This window comes from Candidatus Tisiphia endosymbiont of Ditula angustiorana, from assembly GCF_964026425.1.
GTDB lineage: Bacteria > Pseudomonadota > Alphaproteobacteria > Rickettsiales > Rickettsiaceae > Tisiphia.
Genome location: NZ_OZ032143.1, coordinates 908,397 through 924,042, shown reverse-complemented (window position 1 = coordinate 924,042; position 15,646 = coordinate 908,397). Strand labels below are relative to the sequence as shown.

15 protein-coding genes are annotated in these 15,646 nt (G+C 33.5%); 7 read left to right on the top strand and 8 right to left on the bottom strand.

Annotation, left to right across the window (positions count from 1 at the left end; translation table 11 throughout):
• Positions 1–51: 51 nt before the first annotated feature.
• The 8 genes from AAGD29_RS04190 to AAGD29_RS04155 all read right to left on the bottom strand — a co-directional run bounded on the left by AAGD29_RS04190 (position 52) and on the right by AAGD29_RS04155 (position 7,640).
• Entirely contained in the window at positions 52–987 is a 936-nt protein-coding gene (locus AAGD29_RS04190; protein WP_341757706.1) for an IS110 family transposase, read from the bottom strand.
• 693 nt (positions 988–1,680) lie between these two features.
• A complete protein-coding gene (locus tag AAGD29_RS04185; RefSeq protein WP_341758638.1) occupies positions 1,681–2,253 on the bottom strand; it encodes a malonic semialdehyde reductase in 573 nt (190 codons plus the stop codon).
• Between the two features lie 109 nt (positions 2,254–2,362).
• The gene (locus tag AAGD29_RS04180) at positions 2,363–2,575 is read right to left on the bottom strand and encodes a hypothetical protein (RefSeq protein ID WP_341758637.1); all 213 of its coding nucleotides are present in this window, start codon (positions 2,573–2,575) and stop codon (positions 2,363–2,365) included.
• The gene (locus AAGD29_RS04175) at positions 2,556–3,434 is read right to left on the bottom strand and encodes a hypothetical protein (protein ID WP_341758636.1); all 879 of its coding nucleotides are present in this window, start codon (positions 3,432–3,434) and stop codon (positions 2,556–2,558) included. The genes AAGD29_RS04180 and AAGD29_RS04175 overlap by 20 nt, the downstream gene beginning before the upstream one ends.
• A 13-nt stretch (positions 3,435–3,447) precedes the next feature.
• On the bottom strand, positions 3,448–3,780 hold the full coding sequence (locus AAGD29_RS04170) for a ferredoxin family 2Fe-2S iron-sulfur cluster binding protein (protein WP_341751628.1): 333 nt from the start codon (positions 3,778–3,780) through the stop codon (positions 3,448–3,450).
• Between the two features lie 16 nt (positions 3,781–3,796).
• Positions 3,797–5,608 (bottom strand): Fe-S protein assembly chaperone HscA, encoded by a 1,812-nt coding sequence (gene hscA / locus AAGD29_RS04165; protein ID WP_341758635.1) that lies wholly within the window; start codon positions 5,606–5,608, stop codon positions 3,797–3,799.
• Positions 5,599–6,099 carry a Fe-S protein assembly co-chaperone HscB gene (gene hscB / locus AAGD29_RS04160; protein WP_341758634.1) on the bottom strand — a complete coding sequence of 167 codons (501 nt, stop codon included), beginning with the start codon at positions 6,097–6,099 and terminating at the stop codon, positions 5,599–5,601. The genes hscA and hscB overlap by 10 nt, the downstream gene beginning before the upstream one ends.
• 299 nt (positions 6,100–6,398) lie before the next feature.
• A complete protein-coding gene (locus AAGD29_RS04155; protein WP_410521179.1) occupies positions 6,399–7,640 on the bottom strand; it encodes an MFS transporter in 1,242 nt (413 codons plus the stop codon).
• 166 nt (positions 7,641–7,806) lie between these two features.
• Between AAGD29_RS04155 and AAGD29_RS04150 the strand changes: the two genes are divergently transcribed.
• The 7 genes from AAGD29_RS04150 to AAGD29_RS04120 all read left to right on the top strand — a co-directional run bounded on the left by AAGD29_RS04150 (position 7,807) and on the right by AAGD29_RS04120 (position 15,519).
• Positions 7,807–8,112, top strand: coding sequence for an RNHCP domain-containing protein (locus tag AAGD29_RS04150; RefSeq protein ID WP_341758632.1), 306 nt, complete (start codon positions 7,807–7,809; stop codon positions 8,110–8,112).
• Between the two features lie 793 nt (positions 8,113–8,905).
• Entirely contained in the window at positions 8,906–9,625 is a 720-nt protein-coding gene (locus tag AAGD29_RS04145; protein WP_341758631.1) for an outer membrane protein, read from the top strand.
• A 650-nt stretch (positions 9,626–10,275) separates the two neighbouring features.
• Entirely contained in the window at positions 10,276–11,727 is a 1,452-nt protein-coding gene (locus AAGD29_RS04140; RefSeq protein ID WP_341757292.1) for an IS4 family transposase, read from the top strand.
• Positions 11,728–12,188: 461 nt separating this feature from the next.
• A complete protein-coding gene (locus AAGD29_RS04135) occupies positions 12,189–12,797 on the top strand; it encodes an outer membrane protein (protein ID WP_341758630.1) in 609 nt (202 codons plus the stop codon).
• 611 nt (positions 12,798–13,408) lie between these two features.
• Positions 13,409–14,365, top strand: coding sequence for a KpsF/GutQ family sugar-phosphate isomerase (locus AAGD29_RS04130; protein WP_341758629.1), 957 nt, complete (start codon positions 13,409–13,411; stop codon positions 14,363–14,365).
• Positions 14,366–14,450: 85 nt separating this feature from the next.
• Positions 14,451–15,086, top strand: a complete 636-nt coding sequence (gene lptC / locus AAGD29_RS04125) for an LPS export ABC transporter periplasmic protein LptC (protein ID WP_341758628.1) — start codon at positions 14,451–14,453, stop codon at positions 15,084–15,086.
• A 79-nt stretch (positions 15,087–15,165) separates the two neighbouring features.
• Positions 15,166–15,519, top strand: a complete 354-nt coding sequence (locus AAGD29_RS04120) for an LptA/OstA family protein (protein WP_341758627.1) — start codon at positions 15,166–15,168, stop codon at positions 15,517–15,519.
• The last annotated feature ends 127 nt before the right edge of the window (positions 15,520–15,646 follow it).

Genomic DNA, 15,646 nt, shown 5'->3' with positions numbered 1-15,646 from the left:
CCGCGTAGGCGGGAATCTACCGTCTTGCTAGTCAAGAAAAAAAGTAGATTATTATTCATAAATTTTATTATTTTTTACCATAGAATTTAAACAAATAATTATTTTACGCATAACGGTTACTAAAGCGACCTTTGCTTTTTTACCAGCATTAGTCATACGTTCATATAATGCCTTCATTTTGTCATTATGACGCATCGCTACTAAAGCAGCCATATACAAGCTTTTTCGAACAAAAAACCTGCCCCCTCTAATATGAGCCCCATTAGTTTTTTGACCGCTTTGGCTTGTTTTTGGGGCGAGTCCAACTAAGCTTGCAATTTCCTTATTGCTCAGCACACCAAGCTCTGGCAGTTCTATTAGCAAAACACTAGCTGTTTTTTCACCTATACCTTTATAGCTTATGAGTAAATCATTTTTTGCCTTTAAACTCTTATCTTCCTTTATAGCAGCCTTTATATCTTTTCTAATTTCCTCAAGCTGTTTTTTGCCACACTTTATCATTTTTTCGAGATATTTCTTAGCCTTCTCGGATGCAACTTTTGTTCTGCATTGATTAGCATGTATATCTTCTTCTATATTACGTTCTATGCTCCTTAGAGATTGTAATTCTTCTTGTATAACAGAAATTATTTGGTCTCCTTTCTCATCATTAGCAATAAAAGCTGCATATTTCTCAAGTAATAACGCATCCAATTTATCAGTTTTAGCAAAATGGTTACAGACCTTAGCAAAAGCGTGAACTCTATTAGGATGAGCTCTATGCACAGCAAGCCCGGCTTGTTGCAACATCCTCATAACCAAACGTTCATAACCGCCAGTAGATTCCAAAACAGTAAGCACAATATTTCGAGAAGCTATTTCTGATTTTATAAAATCAGAAATAGCTTTATCTGTATTTTTAATCTTACAATGAATATTGTTCATAGATATATCAAGCGTATTTTTTGAAACATCTATTCCCATAAATATCTTGCTTTTTTCAGTCATTTGCTTTACCTATAATTAGTGGTTGTTTTGCAAAGTTTTGATACATGATTGTAAATTCGATCTCTAAAGGATCATCCTACCGTTCGTATTATACTTTGCGATTCAAGGAAGGAGTGCACCAAGATTCCCTCGGTCTTTAAAGACCAATCTAAATTAAACGGCGTCACTCCTTCCGACCATATTAACTCCATATTGAGCTAATATTCAAGATACAATCTAAAGAAATAAACAGGAAGGGTGCTTTAGATATTCTAGATCCCGCACCAAAGCAGGGACATAATGGCGACAGGGGTGACATTGAAGGGGATCAGGGGTTGACATCACCCCTAATGACGATGATTACTTGAGCCTACTATTAATTTATTACATCGATATTTGAGGTTAGTAATAGAATTAATGTCACCCCTACGAAAGCAGGGGTCTAAAAAAACAGCATAGCAGACTACTAAACATTTCTAGTCTCTGCTTACGCAAGGGGGGCTTTGCCATAATTGTTGAAAGTTAGAAGAGGAAGGGGTTTTAAATAGGGTAACGTCATTGCGAGGAGTCGCTGAAAGCGGCGACGTGGCAATCCAGGATACGCGAAGCGTACTAGAAAAAACAGCTTTGCTGTTTACCTAGATCGCCACGGCATCTAAAGATGCCTCGCGATGACGATTATAGAAAAATGTAGGGTACTATGAATAAGAACACTCAGGTAATCTTACAGCACTCATTGAAATCGAGTCTTGGTAGCCGTGGGAAAGGATCATCACCATCTTTGTAACCAATATTACATATGAAATTTACTTGATAAGTTGAATTGCTAAAGAAAGTACTATTTATAGCGTCTTTATTAAACCCCGACATAGGACCACAAGATAATCCCTTACTTCTCGCAACAATCATCAAGTAAGCTGCTTGTAATGATGAGTTGCGAATTGCGGTATCTAGGGCAATCTGCTCAAAAGAGGCAAAATAATCTTTTATACTTGCATCATGAGGAAATAACTTGGGCATTAATTCATAAAACTTAGTATCAAAGGCAAAAATGGCTGTAACAGGTGCTGACTTAACTTTTTCAACGTTACTTGGAACTAAGCATTTGTACAATTTATCTTTTTCAGCTGAACTCTGAACAAAAACAATTCTCAAGGGGCAGCAATTAGCTGAAGTAGGGCCAAGTTTTGCCATATTATAAATTTCTTCAAGTAACACTCTATCAACTGGCTTATCCAAAAACTTATAACAGGTTCTATCTGAAAATACTTCCTGAACATTTCTCATAGTAATACCCCTTAACTTTACCTCAATTCACCCCAATTCAGGATAAGAATTAGTTAATTCTTATCCTGAATTCGCGTAATTCGATATAACAAATTATATCGAACTCATGTTAACTTTCAGTGCTGTTCTCTTCTATAAGCTCATCTACTTTACTCTCTTCTAGTTTAAAATCAAGCAAATTAATTGAACCTATATGTATACCATTATCAGAAAATTCAATATCGAATTTCACCTTTTCATAAGTTGCTAATTCATTATCATCTGTCTTAACTACTCCAAGTAAAGAAGAATCAACAGCTTTCTCAATGATAGTTTTGACCATTTTTTTTAGGTAATAACAAATTATTAGGAATCAATTTATCGACGATATCATGGTAATTAGTCAATTCAAAAGATAATTTACCTTTTGGTAACTTACTATCAAAAAATTGTAAGAACCCTACCAAATCTACTTGGGCATTATCATCACAAGAAAAAACTAAACGATCGATATTTAAATTTCTGATAGAATTTGTATCTTTACCTTGGTTAGTAGCAATATTGATCAGTGTGGCTAAATCAAGCTGTGCTGTTTTGAAATTAAAAAAATCTTCCCCCGCAGAGTACAACAAACGTAATTGTAGAGCTATATTTTCACCGTCCTGAGATTTTGCCTTATTGATTAGGAAAACTAAATCAGCAATATTAAAAATTTCCTTATCTTCCTGAATGAAGGATAATAATTTATTGTTAACTTGCAGAAACTTTACGATAGATTTTAAACTATCTCCATGGGATAATTTATATATAGGTTTATTAAATTTAACTAGTGCTGTAATATATTCCTTGGACTGAACACTATACTCTATTAATTTACCATCAAAATTCTCTTGTTGTTTTATCCCTTGTCCTCCTAAAATCAATCTAGCCTTTTTAAAACTAAAATCAAACAAAAATGTCATTTCCTCAGTAGATATCTCTTTGGAATTAACATGATCGATAAATTTTATTTTTGGCTCGACTAAACGAATTTGAAAGCGAATAGGAAAGCCAGAAACTTTGATTTGGCTATAAGATATTTTAGTATTATCTGTCTCTGAATTCTTTATAGTATTTACTATATTGCTTTTGATAGTATAAGCAATGCCAAACCATATTATGGTGTAAATTAAACAAATAAAAAACAAAATTTTACGTATCACTCTATATACTCAATTATAAGTTAATATTACGGGTAGCAGATGGCAAGCGAACCCTTATACCGTCAAGTTCTTCACTAACAATAATCTGACAACCAAGTCTTGAAGTATGGGTAAGACCAAATGCTAAGTCAAGCATATCTTCTTCTGCTTCAGAAGGATTTTTTAATTTGTGGTAAAATTCCTCATCTACAATAACATGGCAAGTGGCACATGCTAGTGATCCTTCGCATGCACCTTCAAGATCAATGTCGTTTTGATGAGCAATTTCCAAAATAGACAATCCAAGAGGAGCATCCACTATTTTTTCCGTACCATCTTTATCTATAATAAAAATTACTTTAGGCATTAATTATCATTACCTCTTATCTTATTTTATCAATATGCTTACCTTTCAGTAAGTCCAAAGTAGCACTATTTAATCTTTCGTAAAAGAAATGCTCTGTTATAGTCTCAAAAGTTTTGCTACATTCTATAATGTAATCACGGTCATTTGAATCTATTGCTTCTTTCAAAGTTTTAATTGCCATTTCAATTTTTTCCATTTCATTCTTTGCTAAAATATTTGGCGTTTCTCTAATAGCATTTTCTATATTATAAATCAAAGATTTTGTATGAATAATTGTTTCTTGCAATAATTTCTTATTATGATCACTAGCAGCATTTTGATAAGCATTTTCTAGAATGTCGGTAATTTCACTTTCGTTTAAACCATAACTTGGTTTTACTTCAACATCATGTGATATACCACTATTTTTTTCTAGAGCTGACACTGACAAGATACCATCTGCATCAATAGAAAATGTTACTTCTGCTCTTACTCCTCCTGCTTTCATCACTGGTAATTTTAGTTCAAATTTTGCCAGTGACCTACAATCTTCTACCATTTCTCTCTCTCCCTGTACCACATGTAGCTTCATAGAAGTTTGGTTATCTACATAAGTGGTGAACTCCTTAGTAACCGATATCGGTATGGGGCTATTACGAAGAATGATTTTCTCAGTAATACCACCATTTAATTCAATACCGAGTGACAAAGGAACTACATCGATTAATAAGGAATTAACATTTGCCGAAGTTAGGTTCTCTGCCTGCAGGGCTGCTCCCCATACTACCGCCTTATCTGGGTTAATATCCGAGAAAATAATAGTATTAAATGTTTGTGCTAAACTTCTACTAATTAAGGGTATGCGAGTTGAACCACCAACAAGGATGATACCTGAAATATTAGGATTCCCTGCATGTTCTAGCGTATCTTTAGTAATAGATATTGTACGTTCTACCAATGGTAATATTAACTGCTCAAAATTTTCTAGATCTAACTCCAATATCGTCGTCTCCTCGTATATCATAGCAAATTTATTTTGACCACTAAGTATTTCTTTAGCCTTTTTTGCTAATTTTATTAATTCGCTAGATTCTAGTAATTTATATTGATCACAAAAATACTTCATCACTAAGTGGTCAATATCATCACCACCTAAAATATTATCTCCACCAGTGGCGATGACCTGAAATACGCCCGTTTGCATATTTAGAATTGATACATCAAAAGTACCCCCTCCTAGGTCATATACTAAATAACATCCCTTATTTTCTTTATTTAAACCATATGCATAAGCTGCTGCTGTTGGTTCTGCAATTAACCGTAATACCCTAAACCCCGCAATTTTTGCAGCTAGCATTACTTCTCCTCTAGCAGCGTCGTTAAAATGTGCTGGCACGGTTATTACAGCTTGTTTGACTTCCGAATTCAATTTTTGAGCAGCCTGTTTCTTTAAGTACAAAAAGATTTGCCCGGCAACTTCTGGAATCGTCAGTAATTTTCCAGCAAACCTTATTCGTAAAATTTCACTATCTAAATCAATATAGTCTTTCACTAAACTAAAAAACACAGGGTTGTTGCGTATATCAGATAGTTTTTTACCAAAAAGTCTTTTAATAGAACGAAAATTGTCAATTATATTATCATTGCCAACAATAAAGTCTTTACCGTGAAACGCTATAATTGATGGTATAAGTTCTCTGCCATGATCATCTATGATAATTTGTATTATTTGTTTATTTGATAAAGCAATCAATGAGTTGGTTGTACCAAAATCAATACCAACTGCTATATCCTTATCATGTTCATGTTGGTTAGAAGAGCCAGCTTCGCTAATTTCTATTATTTGCATGATTTGATTTTTAGTTGAATATTATTAATTAAATTTTTAAGGTATTTAAATTTTATGGTAATATCAAGAGCGTCTTGCATATTTTGATCTTGAAATGCAGTAGTTAGAGATTCAATAAGTTTTTCCTTTTCAAGGATTTTGTTATTTAGCATATGCTCTAACTTAGTTAATTCTTGAGTAGTTTCAACAAGCTCTAATTCATTCCACACAACATTTAATTGTTCCTTTGAGATACCTTGCCTAACCGTTATTTCATCCAAGACTATATTGTTTAAAAGTAGAAGATACTCAGCTCGGGCTAAATCATCTTTAAGAATTGAATAAGCTTTATTTATATCAATAGAGATAGCCAAATTTTCTTGCCTCGCATTGTTAGTTTTAGCTCTATCTGGATGATATTTTGACTGCATAGCAAAATATTGACGATCTAATATATTTAAGTCAATATTATATTTCCTTTCTACACCTAATAACTCAAAATAACTGCTCATAATCACTTCTAGTAGATCAATTATCAAACCATGACTCTGTGATTATATACTAGAATAATTGTTTAATAGAAAGAAAAATAGGTAGCATAGTAACTCGATAATCAAGTTTTTTAGAATTGTTAAAGAGCCGCCGTACACCCACAAACGTCATCGCGAGGCATCGTAGATGCCGTGGCGATCCCATGAAGTAAGGTCTCCTTCATAAGATTGCCACGTCGCCGCTATCGCGGCTTCTCGCAATGACGTATTTTTAACAATTTTAAAAAACTTGATTATCAAGTAGTAAAGTATCAAAGCTATTAAATCTTACGTATCCTTGAAAAGGCTAGTACAAATAACATGCTAAATAACGTAGTAAATAAAAAAAGTTGAGGCCAATCCATATAGTTTGCACAAATACCAGATAAAAAGGATAAAATAATACGTACGAATGAGCCAAAAGAAGATATAATTGAGTACTGGGTGGCTATCAATTCGCTACTACATAAACTAGAAAAATAAATAAGAATCGCTGTATTACCAAGCCCGCAACAAAAATTTTGCACAGTAATTGTTATAGTAAATATAAGCATATCATGACCTGCTATAGATAAAAACACAAACATTAAGGGTGACAGTAATTGTAGACTACCACATATTAGGACGCTGCGAGATATTCCTATTTTTGCAGTTAAAATACCGCTAATAACTCCTCCAGAGATCATTAGCATGAATCCATATGCTTTTGAAATAGAAGCAATTTCTTGAGAGGTAAAAGACAAGTCAATAAACAATGGAGAACTCATTGCCATAGGAATAGAGTCGCTTGCTTTATATAGAAAGACAAACAGCATAATGAACATCCAGTTTGGATGATTTCGTTTTAACAATAGTAAACTATCACCAATGGCTTGAAAATATTGTGCAGGTGAAATTAAATCAGTAGAGGTGTGTTGAGTTTTTTTTGTAACAGGTTCTTGCATATATAAGGTTATTATAGGTGCAACCATTGTTATAAAAAAGATACATAGATATACAACGTACCAATTAAAGAGGCAAGACAAATATAACGCCCCTGTACTATTAATAAGTATTCCTATACGAAAACCAGTTGAACTAAAAGTTGTAACAATTGAGAGATCCCCTCTTTTTTTAGTCCGTTCTATACGGTATGCATCTAAAACAACATCTTGAGTTGCTGCACAACAGGAAATAATAAAAATTAAAATTGCGGTAATAATTATGTTAACAGGGGGATCTATAATTAAAAACCCACTAACAGTGACTAATAAACATGCTTGGGTAACTAGTGTCCATCCACGACGTTGGCCAAATTTTCGACATATAACAGGTATAGAATATTTATCAATAAACGGTGCCCATATTGGTTTTAAGCAATATGGAATAGATGTTAGAAACATTGCACCAATAATATCAGTTGAATATCCCGCCTGTGATAATTGGTAATGAATAGTAAATGATACTAAAGAAAAATTTACTCCTGCAACTATTCCTAGCAAGAAGAAACAAATAAAATAAGAACGTGTATGATTAGTTAGCATATTCAGGAGTGATATCCATCTTTTCAAACAATTATCTAGACATTACACCCCAATTCGGGATAAGAATTAGTTAATTCTTATCCCAAATTCGCGTATTACGTATTATTTAGTAATACAGCTTTTTTAATAATTTCATATAGTTAATATTGCCAAAAAAAGTTAAAAAATGGTTACAAAAAAGTTTTATAGAAATAAAGAAGATTTTATTTGTGAGATATGTAGTGAATCGATACAAGGAAATGGCTATACTAACCATTGTTCAACATGTTTCTACAGCAAGCATGTGGATATTAACCCTGGGGATAGAGCCTCTAGATGTAACGGACTAATGCAGCCAGTTTCCTATAAACTCGACAGTAAAAAGGGCATAATTCTAACCCATAAATGCCTTAAATGTGGAGAATATAAAAACAATAAACTTGCGAACACAGATAGCGTAGAGAATTTGCTAAATGTTTTCAGTTATAGCTAATACCATTCCCATTATTAACTACGCTATTTAGTGCTACAGTTGTAGTACTAATGTCAAAACGATGTCATCCCAGCTTTCGCAGGGATGACATCGCTTCTAGCTAAGCTAAGATTAACATATACCTAAAACTCGATAATCAAATTTTTATTGAGTTATATAATTCAGGGCATTTTAAAAATCATGAAAAGAAGCTGAAAAGATGTCCCTGCGAAGTCAGGGATCTAAAGAAATAGAGCGAAAGGGTGTGTTAGACTTTTTAGACCCCTGCCTTCGCAGGGGACATAAACCACAGCTGTCGAAAGTTAGAAGAGGAAGCGGTTTTAGAAGTCATAATGACAGTTTAAAAGTTGTTGGCTTATAACCGCTGTCATTGCGAGAAGGCGTAAGCCGACGAAGCAATCCACTTATGGTTACTTTTTTTGGATTGCTTCGTCGACCTACGGTCTTCCTCGCAATGACGTTACCCTATTTAAAACCCCTTCCTCTTCTAACTTTCGACAGTTATGGACATAAACTGTCATGAATTGTAGCCTTCAGAAAAAAACTTGATTATCGAGTAAAACATTTTCGGGTTAGCTATAGATCAGTCTATTGTGTTTTTATTGCCACAAAGTCTCTCTATAACACTATTGATTAATGCTCAGAATAGTTTTTAGTTTGGCATAAGGAAATTAGTATGCTATATATACCAAACTAGGTAGCCTAAGTGGAATTTGGAGAGATTTGTGTTTCACGGGTATTATTTGAGAATCTATAAGGGGGTTCTTGTCTATATAATTTAAGGAGAAATATTATGAAAAAATTGTTTTTAATCGCTGCTACAAGTACGGCTCTTTTAACTTCTGCTACATCTTTTGCAGATGTAGGGCAGTTTTATATTAAAGCCGAAGGTGGTGCGAGTAAGTTGAATAATACGAAAGTGACATGGGAAGGTGCTGAAACAAAGAAAGAAAATAGCTTGAAATTTAAATCTAAAACTAACGCTATTTTGGGTCTTGGTGCTGGTTATTATGCAATGGATAATGTTAGAGCAGAATTGACGCTTGATTTCCTAGTCAATCCAGAATTTACTAATACTACTACTAACAATTTTCCTTCAAAGTATCAAGAAGTTAGAAAAACGACAGCTAAAGGACAAGTGGTGTCATTGTTGCTCAGCGGTTATGTTGATTTGTATGATGCAGGTTTTGCTAAGTTCTTTGCCGGAGCAGGTGTTGGTATGGCTCAAATAAAAGAGAAACTAACTAGGGATTCAACTACAACCTTTGAGGGAAAGGTTGAAAATACTAACAGAGGGTCTGCAACTAGGAAACCCGCTAATAATTTTGCTTATCAGTTAACTGTTGGTGCTTCTGCTAATGTGGCTGATGGTGTGAATGTTGATCTTGCCTATAGTTGGAGAGATTATGGAGAAACAAATTCTAAAAATAAAGATAAGAAGGAGACTGACAAAATATCTAAAACCGCTTACAGAGCTCACAATTTAATGGCTGGCTTAAGATTTGATATTTAATAATAATTTACCAAGTACACAAGTTTAAGTAAGTATAATACTCCTTAAAGGTTGATGTCATCCCCGCGTAAGCGGGGATCTAAAATATCTAACAACACATTATCCATGCTATTTTTTTAAATTCCCGCCTACGTGGGAATGACACCGAGGGTACTTAAGTTAAAAAAACTTGCACACTTAGTAATAATTTATAGATTTATTATTTTTGTTCTACAAAAGAAGAGGGCTTTTAGTAACCCTCTTCTTTTGTTATTTGTAGGGTTGGTTGCAGGGACATTTAAACTTCGGCTTTGTAGCAAAAACGATGTCATTCCCGCGAAGGTTTTGCCCGCGTGGATCACTAATATGTCATCCCTGCGTAGGCAGGGATCTAGAAAAATAGACCAAGATAGGTTGTGTTAAGTTATTTTAGACCCCGCACCGAAGTAGGGGTGACATTGTAAGATCGTATTTGGATTCCCGCCGTTGCTAAGAATGATATCGTTTTTGGTCTTGTAAGTACCATTACTTACGTTGGCTTTTTGATCCACGCGGGCAATGCCTACGCGGGGATGATATCCTTACTATTACCCACAAAATAACAATGGTGAAAAAGAAGTAAAAATAATATACTGATTTGCAATTAAAATATTACATTGTAGAGGTATAGTATGAGTCAAGAAATAATAAATAATTATTTGACCGAGGAATTTAGTGGAGCTATTTTGGGTGATAAAAGGCTGACAAATAGGTTAATAAAGATAGCTGATAATTTTGCAAATATACCTGAAAGCTCAATTAATCAAGCATGTGGAAATTGGGCAGAAACAAAAGCAGCATATCGTTTTTTTAAAAACGATAATGTTAAGGAATCAAAAATATTAGAAGCCCATATTGCTAAAGCAGTAGAAAGAATCAAAGAGCATGATAAAGTTCTTGTTATACAAGATACTAGTTATATCACATATACTAGTCATAAAAAAACTACTGGATTGGGTGTGTTATCAAGAAAAGAGGGAAAGAATGTTAAAAATATTGAATGTAAAGGTCTGATAATGCATACTGCCTTTGCGGTTGCTACCAATGGATTAGCACTTGGGTTGTTGGATCAAAAGATTCACAATAGACCAGCAGTGCCTGAAGAAATACAACAGTTAAAAAAAACTAGTCATGGTAATGCGGTACATATTAAAGATAAAGAAAGTATGAAGTGGCTTAATGCATTACAGAACACTATTAATGCAACGAATAATAGTAATACCCAAATTATAACTGTTTGTGATAGAGAAGCTGATATATATGATTTTTTTGAATTGGCACAAGCTCAGAAATCTAAAGTTTTAGTTAGAGCTGCACAGGATAGAGAAATAAATAAAAAGTCAAAATATTCCAAAAAAGATAGACAATATTTGTGGAAGGTAGTATCGGGTTTCCAGTGTGCTGGAGAAATAGCAGTTAAAGATACTAGTCAAGAAAATAAAGCTAATAGGATTAGACATTTGGAAGTTAGATTTGGAAAATTTATAATGAATCCTCCTGTAAACAATGTAAGACATAAAACAGAAACATTGCCAAATTTACCAGTATATGCCATCAATGTTATTGAGCGTCGTCCCCCTAGTGGAACAACACCATTAGAATGGATGTTACTAACCAATATAGTTATCAATAATTTTGAAGAAGCTATAGAGAAAGTAAGATGGTATTGTTTAAGATGGAGAATTGAAATTTTTCATAAAATTTTAAAATCTGGATTTAGGGTTGAACAATGTAGACTTGCAACAGGAGAAAGATTAATAAAATACTTGACAATCATGAGCATAATTGCTTGGAGAATTTTTTTTATTACTTTAATTGGCAGAACTAATCCTAATCTACCATGTAGTGTAATATTAGCTGAAGAAGAATGGCGAGTTTTGTATGTAAAGATACACAAAGCAGCTCCCCCTAATAATACAATTCCTACAATAAAAAATGCTATAATATGGGTTGCTAAATTGGGTGGGTATTTAGCAAGAAAAAATGATCTAGAGCCTGGTCCTATTGTATTGTGGAGAGGATGGCAACGGTTATTTGATCTAGTTCAAGGTTATCAATTAGCTAACTCTAATATTTGTGGGTAATAGTAAGGATGATATCGACAATAGCTAAATGTACGTTATATCAATTATTAGTTGCGATTTTTGAACTGCCATGAGAGTTATAGTTAAGCCCATAGGATTAGGTGATAAAGAACATAACAATTGTAAATTGTCATTCCCGCGTAGGCGGGAATCTAGATACCTGCTTTCGCAGGTATGACACAAAATTTGTATCACCTAATTCAATAGGTTTCACTATATCTTAAAAAATAAGCTAGCTGATTAGTTTAATTTATAGTAAACTGTAAATTAACCTCAAGTATCACTGCAAGACATCGGTTTAATAGCCTAGGGTGTCATCTCTGTGAAAGTAGCGGGATCTATGCTATTTTTTTAGACCCAGCACTGAAGCAGGGGTGACATCACCCCTAATTGGGATGATTACTTGAGCCTAGTATTAACTTATTACATCGATACTTGCGGTTAAATTAAAAAATAGAATTATGAAAAATTTACTCTTAGTAACGATTATAGCTATTTCACTTTTATTTTCTGTTTCCTCTTTGGCTATTGAAAATCAATTTTATTTGAAAGCAGAGGTTGGAGCAAATAAAATGGCTAATATTAAGTTAAATGATAAAAAACTAAAGCAAAATACCGCTATGTTTCTTGGCGGAGGTTTGGGTTATTATATTCTAGATAATGTTAGAGCTGATCTCATGCTTGCTTGGATTGCTAATCAGCAATCTAAGCATTCTTTTGTCGGTACAGACTCAAAAATTAAGCCTCAAATTGCTACTTTAATGCTTAATGGTTATGTGGATATTGTTGATATAAGTATTTGTGAATTTTTTGTTGGTGCTGGTGCTGGAATTGGTCAACTAAAAAACCAAATTACTAAGAATAATGGTGTATCAGTTTCTAGTGGTAAAAAAAACAACCTAGTCTACCAGCTTACTCTTGGAGTTGCTACAAAGTTAGCCCCAGGAGTAAAAGTTGAAGCAGCTTACAGTTGGAAAGATTTTGGTAGCACAAAAGAAATAAAAAATCATATTAAATCATTAGCATATAAAGGTCATAATGTATCACTCGGCGTCAGGTTGGATGTGTAATACCATTTCCCATTATTAACTACGCTATTTAGTGCTATAGTTGTAGTACTAATGTTAAAACGATGTCATCCCAGCGAAAGCTGGGATCTAATAATGTTTAATAGTCTTTTAGGCTATTTTTTTAGATTCCTGACCGAAGCGGGAATGACAGCTTTGGGGAGTAACTACAACTGTAGTATTAGCGTAGTTAATAATGGGAAATGGTATAATAGCCTTTGCAGGTTATTCTTTGGATTCCCGCCGTTGCTAAGAATGATATCGTTTTTGGTCTTGTAAGTAACCTCGAGTATCGATGTAAGAATAATTATTATTTTCTGCATGCTCGATGTCATCCCTGCGAAGGCAGAGATCTAAAAATGTTTAAGCACTTAATCCTTGCTACTTCTTTAGACCCCTGCCTACGCAGGGGTGACATCACCCACAATAGAGATGATACTGGGTCTAGTATTAACTTGTTACATCGAACTGAGGTTAAGTACCATTACACGCGAATTCGGGATAAGAATTAACTAATTCTTATCCCGAATTGGGGTATTACTTACGTTGGCTTTTTGATCCACGTGGAATGCTACCTTCGTAGGAATAACATCGTTGAACAACTCGGACACTATATGAAAATACCATACCATTGTGATGTTGCTAAAAGGGTTATATTAAAAGAATCTGCTGCATTAGTTGAATTATCTAATAATATTTCTAGTGATTTTAACAATATAGTAGATTATATAATTAACTATAAAGGTAGGATTATTTTAACCGGCATAGGAAAGAGTGGTTATATAGCTCATAAAATAGCAGCAAGTTTTGCTTCTACCGGTACGGCTGCTTTTTATCTGCACCCAGCTGAGGCTAGCCACGGTGATCTTGGTATGGTAACTGACAATGATGTAGTATTCATGCTGTCTAATTCAGGGGAAACAAAAGAATTATTTGATATAATGAAATATTGTAAAAGATTTTCTATAAAAATAATTGCCATGACTATGAATGCCAACTCTACTATAGCAATCAATAGCGATTTCCTATTATTAATACCAAGAATCAAAGAAGCATCTTATATTGCCGCTCCAACAACTTCTTCAGTAATGATGTTATCTCTTGGAGATGCACTTACCACTTCTGTACATGAAGCACGAGGTTTTTCTGAAGATGATTTTCGGTTGTATCATCCTGGGGGGAAGATTGGAGCGAATCTTATAAAGGTAGAGAGCTTAATGCGGGGGAAAGATCAGTTGCCTTTAGTATATGCTGATACCTCATTTACCGATACTATATTGGTTATGAATCAAAAGAGTCTTGGATGTGCTATAGTGGTAGATAAAGATTTGAGTTTGGTTGGTATTATAACAGATGGAGATTTACGTAGACATATTAATGATAAAATAGATATGAAGTATGCTCACGATGTAATGACTTCTAACCCAAAACAAATTTCTCCTTCGAAGTTAGCGGGAGAGGCTTTAGGTGTAATGAATAGTAAATCAATTACTAGCATACCAGTAACTGAAAATAATATAGTGATTGGTATTGTTCATATCCATGACTTACTTAGGGCAGGAATCAGCTGATGAATGTCCATGATAATGTTACCCCAATTCTAGATAAGAATTAGTTAATTCTTATCCCAAATTCGCGTATAATGTTGGCAATATTATGGTTAAGATTTCCTTCATAGATAAAGGTAGTAGTGCTATCATTTCATCTTATAGACGTTCAATTAGTCTATCAAAGATCTTATCTTGTTTAGGGATAGTATTAACCTTATATTTAATTTATATAAATTTAAATCCTATCAGTAATAATTCAAAATCAACTGAGGATAATAGTAGCAATAGTGCTTTTGATCTAAATGATAAACTCGATTATGAAATAAAAATTTCAAATTCAATTTTTAAGGGGTTCAATAAAAACTTAAATCCTTACCAGATTCAGGCTGTGCAAGCAGTTAGGACTTTAGGTAATCAATATAAACTAGAAGAAATTAATGCTACATATAAAATAAGTGACAACAAAGACTTAGTGATCAGTGCAAAAAATGGTATATTAAATGAGAATAGTCACATGTTAAAATTAAAAAATGATGTACAGTTTTTTTTAGGAGAAAGCACATTAAAAGCACAAGAAGCCCAACTGAATCTACTAAATAAAGAAACATATAGTAACACAGGGGTGGTATTATCTTATAAAAATTGTAAAATTACTTCTAATAATTTTAGTGCTACACATGATAATGATATTATAAATTTCAAAGGTAATGTATCGACGGTTATTGATGTATCAGATTTTTAGCATGATTTGCTATGTATTGCTTGTTCTAATCATGAGTTCATCAGCCTATGGGAAACATCCGTACTCAAAGCATTCGAGTATGGATAAATTATATATTAATTCTGACAATTTAGTAATTGATCAAACTAAGAATCAAGCTTGTTTTACAGGAGAGGTGATTTTGTGGTTTGATGATATAATGGTAAAAACAACTAATTTGGAAATTTTTTATAAAACAGTTGATAATAAAAAAACTATTGATTACATCTCTATACCGTCAAGATTGACTGCTAAGAGGAATAATGGTCAAGAGTTACTAACTGCTACTTCTGCAAAATATTTTGTAGAAAGAAAAGAACTAGTACTGCTTGGTGATGTAATAGTACAGAATAAGGATGGTATTATAAAAACTGACAAGCTAGTATATTATACGGAACTCAATAATATAACCTGAACCTGAATTCGATGTAACAAGTTACATCGAATTCAGGTTATATATAGAAACAATCAGGTTTGAAGCGGCTGCCCACCTGATTGTTAAAATATAACACTCCATTCAATATGTGATTTTAATAATTAAA